Annotated in this window: 21 protein-coding genes and 1 pseudogene; 16 read left to right on the top strand and 6 right to left on the bottom strand. The window is 64.3% G+C overall.

Going from position 1 to position 17,392, the window contains the following annotated elements; translation table 11 throughout:
• Positions 1–38 precede the first annotated feature (38 nt).
• Both G1E_RS08595 and G1E_RS08590 read right to left on the bottom strand, forming a co-directional pair.
• Positions 39–392 carry an EscU/YscU/HrcU family type III secretion system export apparatus switch protein gene (locus tag G1E_RS08595; RefSeq protein WP_009681927.1) on the bottom strand — a complete coding sequence of 118 codons (354 nt, stop codon included), beginning with the start codon at positions 390–392 and terminating at the stop codon, positions 39–41.
• Positions 389–1,945, bottom strand: coding sequence for a flagellar hook-length control protein FliK (locus tag G1E_RS08590; RefSeq protein ID WP_047149763.1), 1,557 nt, complete (start codon positions 1,943–1,945; stop codon positions 389–391). The genes G1E_RS08595 and G1E_RS08590 overlap by 4 nt, the downstream gene beginning before the upstream one ends.
• Positions 1,946–2,128: 183 nt before the next feature.
• Between G1E_RS08590 and ccmA the strand changes: the two genes are divergently transcribed.
• The 13 genes from ccmA to G1E_RS08525 all read left to right on the top strand — a co-directional run bounded on the left by ccmA (position 2,129) and on the right by G1E_RS08525 (position 11,944).
• Positions 2,129–2,761 carry a cytochrome c biogenesis heme-transporting ATPase CcmA gene (ccmA, locus tag G1E_RS08585; RefSeq protein WP_009681930.1) on the top strand — a complete coding sequence of 211 codons (633 nt, stop codon included), beginning with the start codon at positions 2,129–2,131 and terminating at the stop codon, positions 2,759–2,761.
• Positions 2,749–3,426 carry a heme exporter protein CcmB gene (ccmB, locus tag G1E_RS08580; protein ID WP_009681931.1) on the top strand — a complete coding sequence of 226 codons (678 nt, stop codon included), beginning with the start codon at positions 2,749–2,751 and terminating at the stop codon, positions 3,424–3,426. Before ccmA ends, ccmB begins: the two co-directional genes overlap by 13 nt.
• A 46-nt stretch (positions 3,427–3,472) precedes the next feature.
• Positions 3,473–4,240, top strand: a complete 768-nt coding sequence (locus tag G1E_RS08575) for a heme ABC transporter permease (RefSeq protein ID WP_009681932.1) — start codon at positions 3,473–3,475, stop codon at positions 4,238–4,240.
• The gene (gene ccmD / locus G1E_RS08570) at positions 4,237–4,413 is read left to right on the top strand and encodes a heme exporter protein CcmD (protein ID WP_009681933.1); all 177 of its coding nucleotides are present in this window, start codon (positions 4,237–4,239) and stop codon (positions 4,411–4,413) included. Before G1E_RS08575 ends, ccmD begins: the two co-directional genes overlap by 4 nt.
• Positions 4,410–4,865, top strand: coding sequence for a cytochrome c maturation protein CcmE (gene ccmE, locus G1E_RS08565; protein WP_009681934.1), 456 nt, complete (start codon positions 4,410–4,412; stop codon positions 4,863–4,865). The genes ccmD and ccmE overlap by 4 nt, the downstream gene beginning before the upstream one ends.
• A gap of 11 nt (positions 4,866–4,876) precedes the next feature.
• Positions 4,877–6,850 carry a heme lyase CcmF/NrfE family subunit gene (locus G1E_RS08560; RefSeq protein ID WP_172828403.1) on the top strand — a complete coding sequence of 658 codons (1,974 nt, stop codon included), beginning with the start codon at positions 4,877–4,879 and terminating at the stop codon, positions 6,848–6,850.
• Positions 6,847–7,383: a DsbE family thiol:disulfide interchange protein gene (locus tag G1E_RS08555; RefSeq protein WP_009681936.1), complete on the top strand. Its 537-nt coding sequence runs from the start codon at positions 6,847–6,849 to the stop codon at positions 7,381–7,383. The genes G1E_RS08560 and G1E_RS08555 overlap by 4 nt, the downstream gene beginning before the upstream one ends.
• Positions 7,380–7,856, top strand: a complete 477-nt coding sequence (locus G1E_RS08550) for a cytochrome c-type biogenesis protein (RefSeq protein ID WP_009681937.1) — start codon at positions 7,380–7,382, stop codon at positions 7,854–7,856. Before G1E_RS08555 ends, G1E_RS08550 begins: the two co-directional genes overlap by 4 nt.
• Complete coding sequence (ccmI, locus tag G1E_RS08545) at positions 7,849–9,045, top strand: c-type cytochrome biogenesis protein CcmI (protein ID WP_029885662.1); 1,197 nt, start codon at positions 7,849–7,851, stop codon at positions 9,043–9,045. The genes G1E_RS08550 and ccmI overlap by 8 nt, the downstream gene beginning before the upstream one ends.
• Positions 9,046–9,057: 12 nt before the next feature.
• The gene (locus G1E_RS08540) at positions 9,058–9,474 is read left to right on the top strand and encodes a hypothetical protein (protein WP_009681940.1); all 417 of its coding nucleotides are present in this window, start codon (positions 9,058–9,060) and stop codon (positions 9,472–9,474) included.
• Between the two features lie 121 nt (positions 9,475–9,595).
• Positions 9,596–10,534 carry a 2-hydroxyacid dehydrogenase gene (locus G1E_RS08535; RefSeq protein WP_009681941.1) on the top strand — a complete coding sequence of 313 codons (939 nt, stop codon included), beginning with the start codon at positions 9,596–9,598 and terminating at the stop codon, positions 10,532–10,534.
• A gap of 50 nt (positions 10,535–10,584) precedes the next feature.
• Positions 10,585–11,373, top strand: a complete 789-nt coding sequence (locus G1E_RS08530; protein WP_009681942.1) for a PhzF family phenazine biosynthesis protein — start codon at positions 10,585–10,587, stop codon at positions 11,371–11,373.
• Positions 11,374–11,536: 163 nt separating this feature from the next.
• Entirely contained in the window at positions 11,537–11,944 is a 408-nt protein-coding gene (locus G1E_RS08525; RefSeq protein WP_029885663.1) for a GFA family protein, read from the top strand.
• 1 nt (position 11,945) lies between these two features.
• Here G1E_RS08525 and G1E_RS08520 read toward each other — a convergent pair whose 3' ends face one another.
• Positions 11,946–12,182, bottom strand: coding sequence for a LysR family transcriptional regulator (locus tag G1E_RS08520; RefSeq protein WP_009681944.1), 237 nt, complete (start codon positions 12,180–12,182; stop codon positions 11,946–11,948).
• 55 nt (positions 12,183–12,237) lie between these two features.
• Between G1E_RS08520 and G1E_RS08515 the strand changes: the two genes are divergently transcribed.
• Complete coding sequence (locus tag G1E_RS08515; protein ID WP_009681945.1) at positions 12,238–12,576, top strand: FKBP-type peptidyl-prolyl cis-trans isomerase; 339 nt, start codon at positions 12,238–12,240, stop codon at positions 12,574–12,576.
• Positions 12,577–12,684: 108 nt separating this feature from the next.
• Positions 12,685–12,915, top strand: a pseudogene (locus G1E_RS08510) (histidine phosphatase family protein); the annotation flags it as partial.
• 178 nt (positions 12,916–13,093) lie between these two features.
• Here G1E_RS08510 and G1E_RS08505 read toward each other — a convergent pair.
• The 3 genes from G1E_RS08505 to G1E_RS08495 all read right to left on the bottom strand — a co-directional run bounded on the left by G1E_RS08505 (position 13,094) and on the right by G1E_RS08495 (position 16,290).
• The gene (locus tag G1E_RS08505; protein WP_009681947.1) at positions 13,094–13,822 is read right to left on the bottom strand and encodes an aspartate/glutamate racemase family protein; all 729 of its coding nucleotides are present in this window, start codon (positions 13,820–13,822) and stop codon (positions 13,094–13,096) included.
• Positions 13,823–13,838: 16 nt separating this feature from the next.
• Positions 13,839–15,371, bottom strand: coding sequence for an NCS1 family nucleobase:cation symporter-1 (locus G1E_RS08500; RefSeq protein WP_009681948.1), 1,533 nt, complete (start codon positions 15,369–15,371; stop codon positions 13,839–13,841).
• Between the two features lie 469 nt (positions 15,372–15,840).
• Entirely contained in the window at positions 15,841–16,290 is a 450-nt protein-coding gene (locus G1E_RS08495) for an Lrp/AsnC family transcriptional regulator (protein WP_009681949.1), read from the bottom strand.
• A 133-nt stretch (positions 16,291–16,423) separates the two neighbouring features.
• Between G1E_RS08495 and G1E_RS08490 the strand changes: the two genes are divergently transcribed.
• Positions 16,424–17,323 carry a DMT family transporter gene (locus tag G1E_RS08490; RefSeq protein WP_009681950.1) on the top strand — a complete coding sequence of 300 codons (900 nt, stop codon included), beginning with the start codon at positions 16,424–16,426 and terminating at the stop codon, positions 17,321–17,323.
• Positions 17,324–17,392: the final 69 nt, after the last annotated feature.

The raw sequence follows: 17,392 nt of genomic DNA, 5'->3' as shown, positions 1-17,392 counted from the left end.
GGCGTTGCAGGGTAGCCAGCGGGCACACCGGTCAAGTGCTAATTAATGCTGTCATCCCCTGGCAGCACGTTCATCGGCGAAGGCGCAGGGGTAATGTCGCGCTCGCCCGGCGGTTCGTCGTCGAAGCCCACGGGCACCTTGCCACGCAGTTGCCAGGCAAAGGCGATGATTTCGGCGATGGTCAGGTACAGCGCCTCGGGGATCTGCTCGCCCAGTTCCAGGCGCGCCAGCAAGCGTACGAGTTCGGCGTTTTCATAGATCGGAACCTCGTGCTCGCGGGCCAGGGCCAGTATGGCCTCGGCTATGCTGTCGTCACCTTTGGCCGTCAGGCTCGGCGCCTGCTGGCCATCGTAGCTCAAGGCAATGGCCTGGCGGGGTTGTCGGTCGTTCATGCGTTTTCGTCCACCCAGCGTTGTTCTACTCGGGTACGGGGCCCTTGCGGCGGGATGCCCGCGCGGCATTCGAGGTCGCCGACCTCCACGCCGCGGGCAAGCAAGCGTTCGCGCAGGCTGCCCAGCTGGCTGTCGATCAGGCGCGCCGTCGGCTCGCGCTCGGCCCACAGCTGGCCCGACAGCTGTCCTTGATTCAACTGGGCCTGGACCTGCATGGGGCCCAGCGGGGGCAGGTCGAAAGCCAGGTCGATACGCCAAAGGGCTCGCAGCGAGTCTGCTGCTTCATGTTCACGATCGGCCTGCTGGCGCGGCGTTTCTTCGCGCTGCAGTTTGACCTGCAAGGGAATGAACTCTTGGCCGTGGCGAATCGGCACTTCGGTTTGCCACGTGGTCTGCAGGTTGCCGTTTTCCAGTGTGCCGCTTTGTTGCAGGCTGCTCATGGCGTGGCTCTGCAGGCGGGAAATGGCCGCTGCGGCCAAGCGCAGCAGCTGTTGCAGGTCGCCTTCGTCTTCCAGCGCATTCAGCAACCGCGACGGCAGCGGGAATGCCCCGGGCTGTGGCTTGGGGCTGACCCGTTCGAGCAGGCCCAGGGCTCCGCGTGCCACGGCGGGCATGGTCACGGCCAGGCTGTCCGGAGCCAGGCTTGGCGTGCCGGGCGGCAGGTTCGGTGCCTGCGCCACCAGCCGCAGCAGGTGGGCCTTGAGGTCGGTGGCGACAGCGGCTGGGTAGCCCCCCAGCAATTTTGCTTCAAGGAAGGCGCCGCTGTTGCTCAGGGCTTGTGCCACGCCTTTGGCGTCCGCCAGTTGCCGTACGTCCGGCAGGCCGGCCAGCAGGCGTTCGGCGCTGGCGCGCAGGTCGCCAGGGGCGTCGGCGTTGCGGGTGAGCTGCTGCAGCGCGTCGAGCAGGCCGGGCAGCGAGGCCTGGCGGTTCTGTTGGGTCATTAGCTGCTGAGCGATGCTCAGTTGGTCCTGCCTGCCGCTCAGTGGTACGAAGCGCAGTGACTGATCACCTTGCACCAGCGCGCTGAGCAGGCTGCCAACCGCCAGCGGGCGCGGGCTGTCGACGCTCAGGGTGGCGCCGGCCTGGGCGCTGTTGAGCAAACTGATCAGTGCCCGATAGACCGGCGCCTGCCCAGGCGCCTGGGCCAATGCCTGGTTGGTCAGGACCTTGCCTTGCAGGAGCGTGCCGACAGGCACCTCGCGGGTATCCAGGCGGGTCAGGGTGGCGACCTGGCTGGCAGTGGCCTGCTGCAATAAAATGGCCAGGCGATTGCCTTCGGTCTGGCTGACGGTAACCTGGCTACCTGGGGCCAGGGGTTGGCCGGCGCTGGCCTGCAGCTGGGTCTGTGCGCCGTTGGCCTGGACCAGCCGCAGGAGCAGCTGGAACTCCTGGCCGCTCTGGCGCAACGCCAGCACTTGGGCTTGCGCGGTTTCGCCGGGCGCCAGCAAACCAGGCTGGGGCTGGACCAGGCGCAGGACCTCGCCGGTCATGGCCGCCTTGGTGGCTTGGTTGCCAAGCGCAGTTTGTGCGCCGAGACTATTGATTTCAGTCATGATTGTATACAACCTGTCGGACCCGGCCTCTTGGCAGCGCAGCGGCGCGTGCAATAATGCCGACCGCCCGTGGTTGCCAGTATAACGGCAGCGCACCGGGCGACTTGAGACACGGGCTTCAGGTTGGCTCGCCTGCCAACCAGGCAACACCGACCTGAGGCCCTCTACACATAAGGCGAAACCGTGACCTTCCACCTCCAAGCCGCAGGCCTGGCCTGCGAGCGCGACTGGCGCCTGCTGTTCGAGCAACTCGATTTCGAGCTGGGCGCGGGCGACATGCTGCAGATCAGTGGGCCCAACGGCAGTGGCAAGACCAGCCTGCTGCGCCTGTTGGCCGGGCTGATGCAGCCAACGGCCGGGCAGATCCTGCTGGGGGGCAAGCCGTTGGCTGAGCAGCGTCATGCCATGGCCAGCCTCCTGCTATGGATTGGCCATGCCGCCGGCATCAAGGACCTGCTGACCGCCGAGGAAAACCTCACCTGGCTGTGCGCCCTGCATCAACCGGCCAGCCGCGAGGCTATCTGGGCGGCGCTGGCGGCGGTGGGCCTGCGCGGGTTCGAAGACGTGCCTTGCCACACCCTGTCGGCCGGCCAGCAGCGCCGCGTGGCCCTGGCCCGCTTGCACCTGGCCGGGCCGCCGCTGTGGATTCTCGATGAGCCGTTCACCGCCCTCGACAAGCAAGGCGTGGCGCAACTGGAAGCACACCTGGCGGCGCACTGCGAGCAGGGCGGCACCGTCGTGCTGACCACCCACCATACGCTGACGCGCAAGCCAGGCGGTTACCGTGAACTGAACCTGGGGCAATGGGCGGCATGAGCGTATTCATCCTGTTGCTGCGCCGTGAAGCGCGCCTGTTGTTCCGGCGCCCGGCCGAATTGGCCAACCCGCTGGTGTTCTTCGCCATCGTCGTGGCCCTGTTCCCGCTGGCGGTTGGCCCCGAGAGCCAATTGTTGCAAACCTTGTCGCCGGGCCTGGTGTGGGTGGCCGCGTTGCTGGCGGTGCTGCTGTCGCTGGACGGCCTGTTCCGCAGTGATTTCGAGGACGGCTCGCTGGAGCAGTGGGTGCTGTCGCCGCACCCGCTGGCGCTGCTGGTGCTGGCCAAGGTGCTGGCGCACTGGATCTTTTCCGGGCTGGCGCTGGTATTGTTGGCGCCGCTGCTGGCCTTGATGCTCGGCTTGCCCGGCCACTGCCTGCCGGTGCTGCTTGCTTCACTGCTGCTGGGTACGCCAGTGCTGAGCTTGCTGGGTGCTGTAGGCGCGGCGCTGACCGTTGGCCTCAAGCGCGGTGGTTTGTTACTGGCGTTGCTGATTTTGCCGTTGTATATCCCTGTATTGATCCTGGGCAGTGGTGCGTTGCAAGCGGCGTTGCAGAATATGCCGGCAACCGGCCATTTGCTCTGGCTCGCCAGCCTCACCGCCCTGGCCGTGACCCTGGCACCCTTTGCGATAGCGGCCGGGCTGAAGATCAGCGTCGGCGAATAACGAGTCCCGGGCTCTCAAGCCCGGCAAATACCCTGGATGTACCCTGATGAAAATAAGCTGGACGTGGTTCCACAAGCTGGGCTCCCCGAAATGGTTCTATGCCATCAGCGGCCGCATGCTGCCATGGCTGGCCACTGCCGCCGTGCTTCTGCTGCTGGTCGGCATCACCTGGGGCCTGGCCTTCGCCCCCCAGGACTACCAGCAAGGCAACAGCTTCCGCATCATCTATATCCACGTGCCGGCGGCGATGCTGGCGCAGTCCTGCTATGTGCTGCTGGCCGTGGCCGGGGTGGTGGGGCTGGTGTGGAAGATGAAGCTGGCCGATGTCGCCCTGCAATGTGCCGCCCCGATCGGCGCCTGGATGACCGCGATGGCGCTGGTCACCGGTGCCATCTGGGGCAAGCCGACCTGGGGCAGTTGGTGGGTGTGGGATGCCCGACTTACGTCCATGCTTATCCTGCTGTTCCTGTACTTCGGCATTATTGCGCTGGGCCAGGCGATCAGTAATCGTGACAGCGCAGCCAAAGCCTGTGCGGTGCTGGCGATCGTCGGCGTGGTGAACATCCCGATCATCAAGTACTCGGTGGAGTGGTGGAACACGCTGCATCAGGGCGCCACCTTCACCCTCACCGAAAAACCGGCGATGCCGGCAGAAATGTGGCTGCCGCTGCTGTGCACGGCGCTGGGTTTCTACTGCTTCTTCGGCGCTGTGCTGCTGCTGCGCATGCGCCTGGAAGTGCTAAAGCGCGAGGCGCGCGCCAGTTGGGTCAAGGACGAAGTCTTGAACAGCCTTGGGCGGAGGGCCGCACCATGAGCTTTGCCACCTTCGGCGAATTCCTTGCCATGGGCCACCACGGCCTGTACGTGTGGTCGGCCTATGGCATCTGCCTGGTGGTGCTGGCGCTGAATGTCGCCGCGCCGCTGCTGGCTCGCCGTCGCTACCTGCAAGAAGAGGCGCGCCGTTTGCGCCGGGAGAACAACCAGTGAATCCGCAGCGCAAGAAACGCCTGTTGCTCATCGCCGGCCTGTTGGTCGGCGTCGGGGTTGCCGTCGGCTTTGCCTTGAGCGCACTGCAGCAGAACATCAACCTGTTCTATACCCCCACTCAAATTGCCAATGGCGAAGCGCCGCTGGACACCCGTATCCGCGCGGGCGGCATGGTCGAGAAAGGCTCGGTGCAACGCTCGTCCGACTCGCTGGACGTACGCTTCGTGGTCACCGATTTCAACAAATCGGTGCCGATCACCTACCGCGGCATTCTGCCCGACCTGTTCCGCGAAGGGCAGGGCATCGTCGCCCTGGGCAAGCTCAATGACCAGGGCGTGGTGGTAGCCGATGAAGTGCTGGCCAAGCATGACGAGAAATACATGCCGCCCGAGGTTACCAAGGCCCTCAAGGAAAGCGGCCAGGCAGCCGCTGGCGGGGGGAGCAAGCCATGAACGCCGCACTGGTGATACCTGAACTGGGCCAGCTGGCGATGATCCTGGCCATCTGCTTTGCAGCCGTGCAGGCCAGCGTGCCGCTGCTTGGCGCCTGGCGCGGCGACAGTCTGTGGATGAGCCTGGCACGGCCTGCGGCCTGGGGGCAGTTCGCGTTCCTTGCGTTCGCCTTCGCCTGCCTGACCCACGCCTTCATGACCGACAACTTTTCGGTGGCCTACGTGGCCAGCAACTCCAACAGCGCCTTGCCGTGGTACTATAAGTTCAGCGCCGTGTGGGGCGCCCACGAAGGCTCTTTGTTGTTGTGGGCGCTGATTCTCGGTGGCTGGACCTTTGCCGTGTCGGTGTTCTCGCGGCAGTTGCCGCAGGTGATGCTGGCCCGCGTGCTGGCAGTGATGGGCATGATCAGCGTAGGTTTCCTGAGCTTTCTGATCATCACCTCCAACCCGTTCCAGCGTATGCTGCCGCAGGTGCCGACCGACGGCCGCGACCTCAACCCGCTGCTGCAGGACTTCGGCCTGATCGTGCACCCGCCCATGCTGTACATGGGCTACGTGGGCTTCTCGGTGGCCTTTGCCTTCGCCATCGCCGCCTTGCTCGGTGGCCGCCTGGATGCCGCCTGGGCGCGCTGGTCGCGGCCATGGACCATCGTCGCCTGGGCGTTTCTGGGGGTGGGCATTACCTTGGGCTCATGGTGGGCCTACTATGAACTGGGCTGGGGTGGCTGGTGGTTCTGGGACCCGGTGGAAAACGCCTCGTTCATGCCCTGGCTGGTGGGCACTGCGCTGATCCACTCGCTGGCGGTGACCGAAAAGCGCGGGGTGTTCAAGAGCTGGACCGTGCTCCTGGCGATTGCCGCGTTCTCGCTGAGCCTGCTGGGCACCTTCCTGGTGCGTTCCGGCGTGCTGACCTCGGTGCACGCGTTTGCCGCAGACCCGTCGCGGGGCATTTTCATTCTGATCTTCCTACTGTTCGTGGTCGGGGGGTCGCTGACCTTGTTCGCCCTGCGCGCGCCGGTAGTCAAAAGCCAGGTGGGCTTTGCCCTGTGGTCGCGGGAAACACTGCTGCTGGCCAACAACCTGGTGCTGGTGGTGGCGGCATCCATGATCCTGCTCGGCACCCTTTACCCCCTGGTGCTCGATGCCCTTACCGGGGCCAAGTTGTCGGTGGGCCCACCGTATTTCAATGCGTTGTTCCTGCCGTTGATGGCGCTGCTGATGGTGGTGTTGAGCATTGGCGTGGTGGTGCGCTGGAAGGACACCCCGGGCAAATGGCTGGTGAGCATGATGAGCCCGGTGCTGGTGGGCAGCGCCATCCTTGCACCGCTGGCCGGCCTGATCGTCGATGACTTCGACTGGCCGACGCTGACTGCCTTCGCCCTGGCTGCCTGGGTGGTGCTCGGCGGGCTGCGTGACATCCTCGACAAGACGCGCCACAAGGGGCTGGTCAAGGGCCTGCCGGGGCTGGGCCGCAGTTACTGGGGCATGCAGCTGGCGCACCTGGGCCTGGCGGTGTGCGCGCTGGGCGTGGTGTTGTCGAGCAACAACAGCGCCGAACGCGACCTGCGCATGGCGCCGGGCGAGAGCGTCGAGTTGGGTGGCTACCACTTCCTGTTCGAAGGTGCCAAGCACTTCGAAGGGCCCAACTTCATCTCCGACAAAGGCACGATCGTGGTCAGCCGCGATGGCCGGGCTGTGACCACCCTGCACCCGGAAAAACGCCTGTACACCGTGCAGCAGTCGATGATGACCGAAGCCGGCATCGATGCCGGCTTCACCCGCGACCTGTACGTGGCCCTCGGCGAGCCGCTGGAGAACGGCGCCTGGGCGGTGCGCGTGCATATCAAGCCTTATGTCCGCTGGATCTGGCTGGGCGGTCTGTTGACTGGCCTGGGCGGGTTGCTGGCGGCCCTCGACCGGCGCTACCGCGTCAAGGTCAAGACCCGGGTGCGTGAAGCCCTGGGCGTGTCTGGAGCAGCTGCATGAAGCGTTGGATCATGGTAGTGCCCCTGGCAGTGTTCCTGCTGGTGGCGGTGTTTCTCTACAAGGGCCTGTTCCTCAAGCCAGACGAGCTGCCCTCGGCAATGATCGGCAAAGCGTTCCCGGCGTTTTCCCTGGCCTCGACCCAGGGCGACCGTACCCTGACCGAGGCTGACCTGCACGGCCGCCCGGCACTGGTCAACGTGTGGGCCACCTGGTGCCCGTCGTGCAAGGTGGAGCACCCGTACCTGAACCAGCTGGCGCAGCAGGGCGTGGTGATTCACGGGGTCAACTACAAGGACGACAACGCCGCAGCGCGCAAATGGCTGGCCGATTTCCACAACCCCTACCAGCTGGACATCCGTGACGAGCAGGGCAGCCTGGGCCTGGACCTGGGGGTGTACGGCGCGCCGGAAACATTCCTGATCGATGCCAAGGGCATCATCCGCTACAAGCATGTGGGCATCGTCGATGCCACGGTGTGGCGTGAGCAACTGGCGCCGCTGTACCAGGGCCTGGTCGACGAGGCCAAACCATGAGGCGTTGGCTGGCAGCGGTGCTGCTGGGCATGAGCCTGGCCAGCGTGGCCAAGGCGGCCATCGATACCTACCAGTTCCGCGACGAGGCAGAGCGCCAGCGTTACCAGGCGTTGACCAAGGAACTGCGCTGCCCGAAGTGCCAGAACCAGGACATTGCCGACTCCAACGCCCCCATCGCTGCCGACCTGCGCCGGGAGATCTTCCGCATGCTGGGCGAGGGCAAGAGCAACCAGCAGATCGTGGACTTCATGGTCGACCGCTATGGCGATTTCGTGCGCTACAAGCCGGCGCTCAGTGGTCGCACCTGGCTGCTGTGGTTCGGCCCAGGGCTGCTGCTGGCGGGCGGGTTCGTGGTGTTGGCGCTGATCGTGCGCCGGCGCCGTGGCAGTGCCACGCCAGGCACCGAGGCATTGTCTGCTGAAGAACGCGAGCGTCTCGCCAAACTGCTGGAAAAAGAACCGACCCATGATTGAATTCTGGCTTAGCGCGGGCCTGTTGTTGCTCGCTGCCCTCAGCTTCCTGCTGATTCCGATCCTGCGTGGCCGTCGTCGCCAACAGGAAGAAGACCGTACCGCCCTGAACGTGGCCCTGTATCAGGAGCGGGTCGCCGAACTGGCTGCGCAGCAGGCTGCCGGGGTACTGGACGCAGCGCAGTTGGCCCAGGGCCGCGACGAAGCCGCCCGTGAGCTGCTGGCCGACACCGAGGGCGCTGACGCCCCGCGCCAAGGCCACCTGGGCAAGGCACTCCCCCTGCTGGCCGCGGTGTTGGTGCCGGTGCTGGCGTTGGGGTTGTACCTGCATTTCGGCGCAGCCGACAAGGTGGCCCTGACCCAGGAGTTTGCCCAGGCGCCGAAGTCGATGGAGGAAATGACCACGCGCCTGGAGCGTGTGGTACAAGCCCAGCCAGACTCGGCCGAAGCCGTGTACTTCCTCGGCCGTGCCTACATGGCCGAGCAGCGCCCGGCAGATGCTGCGCGTACTTTTGAACGTGCCGTGGCCCTGGCCGGGCGTCAGCCAGAGCTGCTGGGGCAGTGGGCGCAAGCCCTGTATTTTGCTGCTGACAAACAGTGGAGCCCACAGCTGCAGGCCCTCACCGACGAAGCCTTGAAGGGCGACCCCAACGAAGTTACCAGCCTGGGGCTGCGCGGTATCGCCGCTTTCGAAGGCGAGCGTTACCAGCAAGCCATCGATTACTGGCAGCGTTTGCTGGCGCAGTTGCCCGAGGGCGATGCATCGCGCGCGGCATTGCAAGGCGGCATCGACCGCGCTGCCGAGCGCCTGGGCAGCTCGCCGGCGCGGGCGAACGAACCCTCGCCGGTCGCGGCGCGCCTGAAGGTGCGGGTGGAACTGGCGGCGGCGTTGCGGGACAAGGTCAAGCCGGACGACACGGTGTTCATCTTCGCCCGCGCCAGCAATGGCCCACCGATGCCGTTGGCGGCCAAGCGGGTGACAGTGGCGCAGCTGCCGATCGAGGTGGAGTTGTCTGATGCGGACGCGATGATGCCGCAGATGAAACTGTCCGACTTTGCCGAAGTCCAACTGATGGCACGTGTGTCGCGTGCTGGCCAGCCGACCCAAGGTGAGTGGATCGGCCAAGGTGCACCCCTGTCCAGCGCGACCCAGGCTACCCAACACCTGACCATCGACAGCCCCGATCCGTAAGAGAGCAATGCCATGCACAGCGCCGTCCGCCTGACCCTGATTACCCTGGCCCTGGGTTTGTCTGCGTGTACGACGCAGCAGCCCTACGAGCACCCCGAGCCGCCGATAGAGCGGGTGCCGCCCCAGGGGCCGATGGTCAAGCCATTGCCCGGCGGCCAGCCTTCTACCCAGCCAGGCAAGCCGGCGGCCATTCCCAAGCCGATGCCGCGCACCTCGGCCAGCTTCGCGCCACCGCCGGGTGGTGCTAGCCACTGGGATCCGAAACTGGGCGTCTATGTGCTGGATAAACAACCCAACACGTTCTACCGGCAGCGGACCTACTACCGCTTCGACAACGGTTGGAGCTGGTCGCTGAGCCCGAATGGCCCTTGGCAGGAAACCGACAGCAGCGGGGTGCCAGGTGGGTTGGGGCGTGCATTCGCGCAGTAGCGAGCTTGCCAGGCCCCACGCACTGCCAGGGGTGCCCGTACAGTACAGTTCGACCGATAATTAGCGATTGACTGTACTGTAGCGTAAGTCCGCATAATGCCCCTTCGTGAACGGAGGCGGCATGCATAAGACAGTCCTGGTACTCGTGGAAACCGTCGATGATTACCTGCCCTTGCTGGAGCAGGCCGGTTACCGCCTTATTCGTGCCCCGTCACCCCAACAGCGGGCTGATGCCATCCGGCGCCACGCCAATCAAATCGACGCCGTGCTCACCCGCGGCCCATTGGGCCTGACCGCTGTCGAAATCGATGCACTGCCCAACCTGCAGATCATCTGCGTCATCGGTGCCGGCTATGAACAAGTCGACCTAGCCGCCGCCGCCGCACGCGGCATTACCGTCACCAACGGCGCCGGGGCCAATGCTGCTGCCGTTGCCGACCACACCCTGGCCCTGCTGCTGGCTCTGCTGCGCGACATCCCCCGCGGCGATGCCAGCACTCGCCGCGGCGAGTGGAACCGGGTGATCAGCCCTTCGGTAAGCGGTAAGCGCCTGGGCATTCTCGGCCTTGGCGCCGTAGGCCTGGCCATCGCCAAACGCGCCCACCTCGGCTTCGACATGCCCGTCAGCTACCACAGCCGCACCCCGCGCCAGGGTGTGCCCTACACCTGGTATGACAGCCCACAACACCTGGCCGATGCCGTGGATATCCTGGTCGTGGCCACCCCCGGTGGTGCCAATACCCGGCATCTGGTCGATGCCCGGGTGCTGGAGGCGCTGGGCGCCGAAGGTTATCTGGTGAATATCGCCCGGGCCAGCGTGGTCGACACCCAGGCCCTGGTTGCCGCACTGCAACGTGGCCAACTGGCCGGCGCCGCGCTGGATGTGTTCGACGACGAACCGGCTGTGCCCGATGCATTGAAAGCCTTGGCCAACACCGTGCTAACGCCCCATGTAGCCGGACAGTCACCCGAGGCGGCGCGCGATACGGTGACCCTGGTGCTGCGCAACCTGCAGGCGTTCTTTGCCGGTGAGCCGGTATTGACGCCGGTACGCCCGTAACCCTATTCAGACATCTGCCTGGCAGCGCCCAGGCAACAAGGAGCGTGTGCATGCAACTCGAAATCTTCCAGGTCGATGCCTTTTCCGCTGAGCCGTTCGGCGGCAACCCGGCAGCTGTGATTCCCTTGCAAAGCTGGCTGCCGGACGATGTACTGCAACGCATTGCCGAAGAGAACAACCTGTCGGAAACCGCCTACTTCGTGCGCAATGGCGAAACCTACGACCTACGTTGGTTCACCCCGGCCGTGGAAGTCGATCTGTGCGGCCACGCCACCTTGGCCTCGGCCTATGTACTGTTCGAGCAACTGGGCGAGCAGGCGCAGGCGCTGCGTTTCAATACCCGCAGTGGCGAACTGCGCGTCAGCCGCGGTGCGGACGGCCTGTTGGCCATGGACTTCCCGGCCAAGCAGCCACTCGCCGAAGACATGCCGCAGGGCCTGCTGCAAGCGCTGGGCCTGAGCCAGGCGCAGGCGCTGTATCGCAGTGACGACTATGTGGTGGTGATCGATGACGCATTGCTGCTCGATACCCTGAAGCCAGACTTCGTTGCACTGTCGGCCTTCGATGTGCGCGGCATTGCCGTGACTGCAGCAGGGCGTGGTTTTGATTTTGTCACCCGCTGGTTCGGCCCCAACGTGGGTGTGAACGAAGACCCGGTGACGGGTTCGGCGCATACCTCGCTCGCGCCATTGTGGGCCGAGCGGCTGGGCAAGCAAGTGCTGGCGTGCGAGCAGGGCGGGGCGCGCAAAGGGCAGTTGCTGTGTGAAGTACCGGGTAATGGCCGGGTGATCATCAGCGGGCGGGCGGCGTTGTACCTGCGCGGAACTGTCTATATTTAACAGGCTGACACCGTCTGCCTGTAGGAGCGGCCTTGTGTCGCGATCGGGCCGCAACGCGGCCCCTCGATTTTCGCGTTGATGCGTCAATCCGGGGGCTGCTTTGCAGCCCATCGCGACACAAGGCCGCTCCTACATGGCCCAACCCCTGTTCAAGGAGCCAGCCATGGCCCTGGAAAAACACGGCACCTGCCTGTGCGGCGCCACCCGGCTTATCATCACCGTCGACGATACCCACATCACCGCCTGCCATTGCAGCATGTGCCGCAAGTGGACCGGTGGCCCGCTGCTCGTGGTTGATTGCAGCAAGCCCCCGCTGATCGAGGGGCGGGCGCCCAGCGTTTATGACTCCTCCGACTGGGCACAGCGTGCTTTTTGCGGCCAGTGCGGCACGCACTTGTACTACCGGCTCAAGGCCAACGACTTCCATGCCATACCGGTCGGCCTGCTCGATGGCGACCAGGACTGGGATTTCAACATGCAGATTTTCGTCGAAGAGAAACCCGCCTGGTACTGCTTCGCCAACCAGACCAGGGAACTGACCGGCCAGGAAGTCTTCGAGCAGAACAGCTGATTCAGGCCTGCGCCGACAGCCACTCGGCAAACACCTGGGCGGCGGGCGAGGGCAGGGTCTGGCGGTCATGCACCAAGTAGTCGGCCTGGCCGGTGCGGACCTCGAAATCGCACACCTGGCGGATCAGGCCGCTGTTGATACGGTCACGGGCCATGGACTTCCAGCCAAGGCCCGTGCTGGTGGTGGGCGGTGTGCTGTGGTCGATGCGCCAGCACGAAACACCACGCGCGCTTGCCAAACCGGTGCATTCCTGAGAAAAGGGCGGCTTTGTTTTCAAGCGTTGGAGTATGCCCGTGAGCCAAGAACTGCAAATCATCGAACTGGTCGAGGGGGACGGCAAAGCCGCCGTCAAAGGCGCCCTGATCACTACCCAGTACACCGGCTGGCTGGCCGATGGCAGTGAGTTCGATTCGTCCTGGTCGCGCGGCAAGCCGTTCCAGTGCGTGATCGGCACCGGCCGGGTGATCAAAGGCTGGGACCTGGGCCTGATGGGCATGCGCGTGGGCGGCAAACGCAAGCTGCTGGTACCGGCGCACCTGGGCTATGGCGAGCGCAGTGTGGGGGCGATTCCGCCGAATTCGGCCCTGACCTTCGAGATAGAGTTGCTGGAAGTGCTGACGCGGGATGATTGAGCGGCCGTTTTGCAACGCCCAGGATGGCATTCACTACTGATGGCGTCCCGCAATTGCCGGGGCGATGTGGCGGGTAACCCGATTTCTCTGCCACACGAGCCTGCCTTGATGAAGTTGCCAACATTCTTCCGCCGTCGCCGTCACCTGCTACTGAGCCTGGTGCTTACAGCTGTCGCCGTGCCGCTGGCGCTGGAGGCTGTCGAAAGCCGCGCGCAACCGGTGGATGGCACCCAAACGCTGGTGTTCCTGCGCCATGCCGAGAAACCCGGCGAGGGCTTAGGCCAGTTGAACTGCCAGGGCCTCAACCGTGCGCTGGACCTGGCCACGCTGCTGCCCGACATGAGGGTTTTAGTCCTTGGCTGTGGCAGTGCAGCGATTGGCCCGGGTGATGTGTTGGCCTGTGCCGGCCTCTTCGCGGGCACGCCCGCTCCCACAAGATAACCACAAGCCTGAAGGCTGTGGGGGCCCTGTGGGAGCGGGCGTGCCCGCGAAGAGGCCGGTACTGGCAACTTAAGGACTAGCGGCCGAACCGCATCGGCCAACCCACCACCTTCTTCACCCGCGGCGTGGCATAGGTGCGCACCTTGGAGGTACTCAACCCCATGCGCACCAGCGCTTCGGCAATGGTCACCGCCGCACTCACGCCATCCACCACCGGCACCCCGGTACGCTGGCGGATCTGCTCGTCCAGCCCGGCCATGCCGCCACAACCCAGGCAAATCACCTCGGCCTTGTCTTCGCGTACGGCGCGTTCGGCCTGCTCCACAATCGCCTGCACAGCACGCTGTGGGTCGGCTTCCAGCTCCAGTACCGCCAGCCCGCTGGCCCGCACCGAGGCGCAGCGGTCATACAGGCCAGAAAGCTTCAGGCGGTCTTCGATCAGCGGTACGGTCCGGTCCAGGGTCGTTACCACCGAATAGGCATGGCCCAGGTACATTGCCGTGCTGGCAGCGGCATCGGTGATGTCTACCACCGGCACATTCAGCAGCTCCTGCAGGCCTTCGCGGCCGTGTTCGCCATAACCGGCCTGGATCACGGCGTCGTAGGGGCCCTCGTAGGCCAGTACCCGGTCCATCACCGCTATGGCTGCCAGGTAGCTTTCAAAGTTGCCTTCCACCGATTCGGCGCCGAACCAGGGGGTGAGGCCGACGATCTCGGTGCCGGGCGCGGCTACCGTACGGGCCTGTTCGGCGATGGCCTCGGTGATGGCTGCGGTGGTGTTGACGTTGGCGATCAGAATACGCATGGGCAGTCTTCCCTGATTAATGGCTGCTGTGGTCGACGGCGATGCACTCGCCGCTGACATCGTGGTACTGGCGGTTGCGCGGCGCGATCAGCAGGTAGAGTGCGGCGGCGATGCCGGCCCCTATCAGCCAGGAAAACGGCGCCACACTGTGGAAATTGGGCACCAGGGCCAGCACGATGGCCAGCAGTGCAGCCGGCAGGAACGCGGCCACGGCGCGCAGGTTGATGCCTTTGCTGTAGTGGTAGGCGCCGGCGGGGTCTTCGCTATACAGCTGCGGCACGTTGATGCAGCCTTTGCGCAGCAGCCAGTAGTCGGACATGATCACCCCGTACAGCGGGCCGAGCAGGGCGCCCAGCCCCGACAGGAAGTACACGATCACCAGCGGGCTGTTGTACAGGTTCCACGGCAGGATCAGCACCGCCACGGTGGCGCTGATCAGCCCGGCACGGCGGAAGTTCAAGTGGCGCGGCGCCAGGTTGCTGAGCACGAAGGCCGGGGCGACGAAGTTGGCCATGATATTGACCGCCACAGTGACGATCAGGAACGCGAGGCAGCCCAGTACCAGGAAGGGGGTGCTGGGAATGGCGGCGACGATTTGCGTGGGGCTGTCGATGACCTGCCCGTTGATCTGGAATTGCGCACCGCAAAGCACCACGGTGATCACCGCGAACACCAGGATGTTCACCGGCAGCCCCCAGAAATTGCCGACGCGGATGGTCTTGCGGCATGGCGAGGAACGGGCGAAGTCGCAGAAGTTCAGTACCAGGGTGCCGTAGATCGCCAGCCAAAGGGCGCCGCCGGCGAAGATGTTGCGCCACATCTCGTAGCCGGTCAGGGGCTCGGCCACCGACCAGGCGATACGCGCGTCAGCCTGGGCGTACATGAACACCGCCAGCGCTGCCACGGTCAGCAAAATCACCGGGCCAGCGAAGCCTTCGTAGCGGCGTACCATTTCCATGCCGTAGGCAAGAATCACCAGCTGCACCAGCCAGATCGCCACGAAACACACCCAGCCCAGGCTCGACAGGCCAAGAATGCTGTCGTGGTCGTAGGCGGCCATGTGCGGCCATACGGCGGTAAGCAGTACCCGCAGCACGACCGAGGCCAGGTAAGTCTGAATGCCGAACCAGGCGATGGCGATGATCGCCCGGATCAGCGCCGGAAGCTGTGCACCATGGATACCGAAGGCGATGCGGCTGATGACCGGGAACGGCACCCCGGTTTTTTGCCCCATGTAACCGGACAAGTTCATGAAGAAGTACACCAGCGCGGCGCCAATGGCCAACGACAACAGAATTTGCCAGCCACCGAGGCCGAGGGCGAACAAGCCCATGGCGAATGAATAGTTGGCAATGTTGTGCACATCGTTGGTCCACAACGCGAAGATGCTATAGCCACCCCAACGCCGGCCTTCGCTTCGCGTGGGGGCAAGGTCGCGGTTATGCAGGCGTGGGCTCAGGGCCAGTTCGGGATGCTGGCCGGCAAGGGTGGAATTGGGGTGGGTGCTGACGACGGATTGTTCAGGGGCAAGATCGAGGCTGCTACTCATTCCGGCGGGCTCCTGATGCACATGGACTGCGATGAGCGGGCATGCGCACGGGCTCGCCATCTCGTCGATGCAGCGTTGGCATCACAGGGTTGTAGGCGCGGCGGCCGGTAATGGGTCGGCGCCGCAAGTTATTGTGTATTTATGTTTTGTTTAAGTTGTATACAAAGCATAAGCACACAAAAGCCATTTCTGTGCCAGATAGAATCCAGTTCTTGATCGTGTTTTTTTCAGGATTGAGTCAGGTGTGGGATAACTAGCTGAAATACAGGCGTTATAAATTGACCATTTGAACAAGTTTATTTTTTGGTTTGCAGGATAACTTGATCAAATGGTCAAAATTAGTTGTTGTGGGGGTGTAACGTATTGGGGCGCCGCTTGGAGAACTGCACACAAAAATGGCACTTAAGGTGACATTCTTGTGTACAAATAATAGTCAGCCGTTCCCTTTCCCTGCTGGCCGGCCCCTCAGTCAGGGTTGTACTGGCCCCATCGGCGGCAACCGCCGTTTGACCGGGCTCTTCTTGATGATTGCGGTGTTGGTCTCGGCCAACACATTGATGCGGTCCAGCAGGGTGTCCAGCTGCTCCATCGAGCGCACATGCAGCCTGGCGATGAAGCAGTCCTCGCCGGTGACCTTGTCGCACTCGGTGAATTCGGGGATGGCAATGATCTGCCGCTCGACTTCCTGCAATTGCCCGGGCAGTGGGCGGATACGCACGATGGCTTGCAACTGGTAGCCGAAGGCACGTGGGTCGACATTGACCGTGTACCCGCGCAACACGCCACGTTCCTCCAGCCGGCGCAAACGCTCGCCGACGCTGGGGGCAGACAGCCCACTTACCTGCGCCAGGGCCTTGAGCGAGCGGCGCGAGTCCTCCATCAGCGCGTTGATCAACAGTTGGTCGATGGCGTCGGTCATGTGTACCTCAAAGGGTAGGTTGCGGAATTTGCCTTGATAGTAAAGGCAAAATTATGGGTTTGCCTTGCTAATCGGCTGGAAGGTTGCACGGGGCCCTCTGCATACTGTTGCCATCGACGAGAGGAGGTGTGGGATGGACAATTCATTGCGCCGGGGGTCGCTGGAAATGGTAGCGGCCATGCTGATTTCCGGGACCATCGGCTGGTTCGTGCTGGCGTCCGGCCTGCCGGTACTGGAGGTGGTGTTCTGGCGCTGCGTGTTCGGTGCCGTGACCTTGCTGGTCATCTGTGCCGCGTTCGGCTTTCTGCGCCCCGGTGTGATCAGCCGCCCGGCGCTGCTGCTGGCGATAGCCAGCGGCGTGGCCATCGTCGGCAACTGGTTGCTGTTGTTTGCCTCGTATTCGCGGGCGTCGATTGCCATCGGTACCGCGGTGTACAACGTGCAGCCGTTCATGCTGGTGGGCTTGGCGGCGTTGTTTCTGGGTGAAAAAATCACCTTGGCCAAGCTGAGCTGGCTGAGCGTGGCGTTCCTCGGCATGCTGGCCATCGTCAGTGCCCATGGCGCCGCGCAGGGGGGTGGCGAGGACTACCTGCTGGGCATTGCCCTGGCGCTGGGCGCGGCGCTGCTGTACGCCATCGCGGCATTGATCATCAAGCGGCTCAGCGGTACGCCGCCGCATCTGATCGCGTTGGTCCAGGTGAGCACCGGCGTGGTGTTGCTGGCACCCTGGGCCAAGCTGGGCGGCCTGCCGGGTGAAATGCCGGCGCTGGCCAGTTTGCTGACGTTGGGGGTTGTGCACACCGGCCTGATGTACGTGTTGCTGTACAGCGCCATCCAGCGCTTGCCCACGGCGTTGACCGGGGCGTTGTCATTCATCTACCCCATTGCGGCGATCCTGGTCGACTGGGTGGCCTTCGACCACCGCTTGACGCCGCTGCAATGGCTGGGGGTGGCGTTGATCCTGCTGGCGGCGGCAGGGATGCAGCAGGGATGGTGGTTCAGACCCAAGTCGTTGGTCATCAAGGGCCATTGAGGCCGCTCCGCGCCCTATCGCAGGCAAGCCAGCTCCCACAGGGATCCCCTTAGGGCTGACAGGTGTTTG

The sequence above is a fragment of the Pseudomonas sp. TJI-51 genome, assembly GCF_000190455.2.
Classification (GTDB): Bacteria; Pseudomonadota; Gammaproteobacteria; order Pseudomonadales; family Pseudomonadaceae; genus Aquipseudomonas; species Aquipseudomonas juntendi.
This window is presented reverse-complemented; position numbering and strand designations above follow the sequence as displayed.

Excerpts from the sequence above, each read along its gene's own strand:
- ccmD (WP_009681933.1), top strand. The coding sequence starts at position 4,237 with ATGAGCTTTGCCACCTTCGGCGAATTCCTTGCCATGGGCCACCACGGC.
- G1E_RS08550 (WP_009681937.1), top strand. The coding sequence starts at position 7,380 with ATGAGGCGTTGGCTGGCAGCGGTGCTGCTGGGCATGAGCCTGGCCAGC.
- G1E_RS08495 (WP_009681949.1), bottom strand. The coding sequence starts at position 16,290 with ATGACCGACGCCATCGACCAACTGTTGATCAACGCGCTGATGGAGGAC.
- G1E_RS08530 (WP_009681942.1), top strand. The coding sequence starts at position 10,585 with ATGCAACTCGAAATCTTCCAGGTCGATGCCTTTTCCGCTGAGCCGTTC.
- G1E_RS08590 (WP_047149763.1), bottom strand. The coding sequence starts at position 1,945 with ATGACTGAAATCAATAGTCTCGGCGCACAAACTGCGCTTGGCAACCAA.
- G1E_RS08490 (WP_009681950.1), top strand. The coding sequence starts at position 16,424 with ATGGACAATTCATTGCGCCGGGGGTCGCTGGAAATGGTAGCGGCCATG.
- G1E_RS08555 (WP_009681936.1), top strand. The coding sequence starts at position 6,847 with ATGAAGCGTTGGATCATGGTAGTGCCCCTGGCAGTGTTCCTGCTGGTG.
- G1E_RS08500 (WP_009681948.1), bottom strand. The coding sequence starts at position 15,371 with ATGAGTAGCAGCCTCGATCTTGCCCCTGAACAATCCGTCGTCAGCACC.
- ccmB (WP_009681931.1), top strand. The coding sequence starts at position 2,749 with ATGGGCGGCATGAGCGTATTCATCCTGTTGCTGCGCCGTGAAGCGCGC.
- ccmI (WP_029885662.1), top strand. The coding sequence starts at position 7,849 with ATGATTGAATTCTGGCTTAGCGCGGGCCTGTTGTTGCTCGCTGCCCTC.
- G1E_RS08540 (WP_009681940.1), top strand. The coding sequence starts at position 9,058 with ATGCACAGCGCCGTCCGCCTGACCCTGATTACCCTGGCCCTGGGTTTG.
- G1E_RS08535 (WP_009681941.1), top strand. The coding sequence starts at position 9,596 with ATGCATAAGACAGTCCTGGTACTCGTGGAAACCGTCGATGATTACCTG.
- G1E_RS08595 (WP_009681927.1), bottom strand. The coding sequence starts at position 392 with ATGAACGACCGACAACCCCGCCAGGCCATTGCCTTGAGCTACGATGGC.
- G1E_RS08505 (WP_009681947.1), bottom strand. The coding sequence starts at position 13,822 with ATGCGTATTCTGATCGCCAACGTCAACACCACCGCAGCCATCACCGAG.
- G1E_RS08575 (WP_009681932.1), top strand. The coding sequence starts at position 3,473 with ATGAAAATAAGCTGGACGTGGTTCCACAAGCTGGGCTCCCCGAAATGG.
- G1E_RS08525 (WP_029885663.1), top strand. The coding sequence starts at position 11,537 with ATGGCCCTGGAAAAACACGGCACCTGCCTGTGCGGCGCCACCCGGCTT.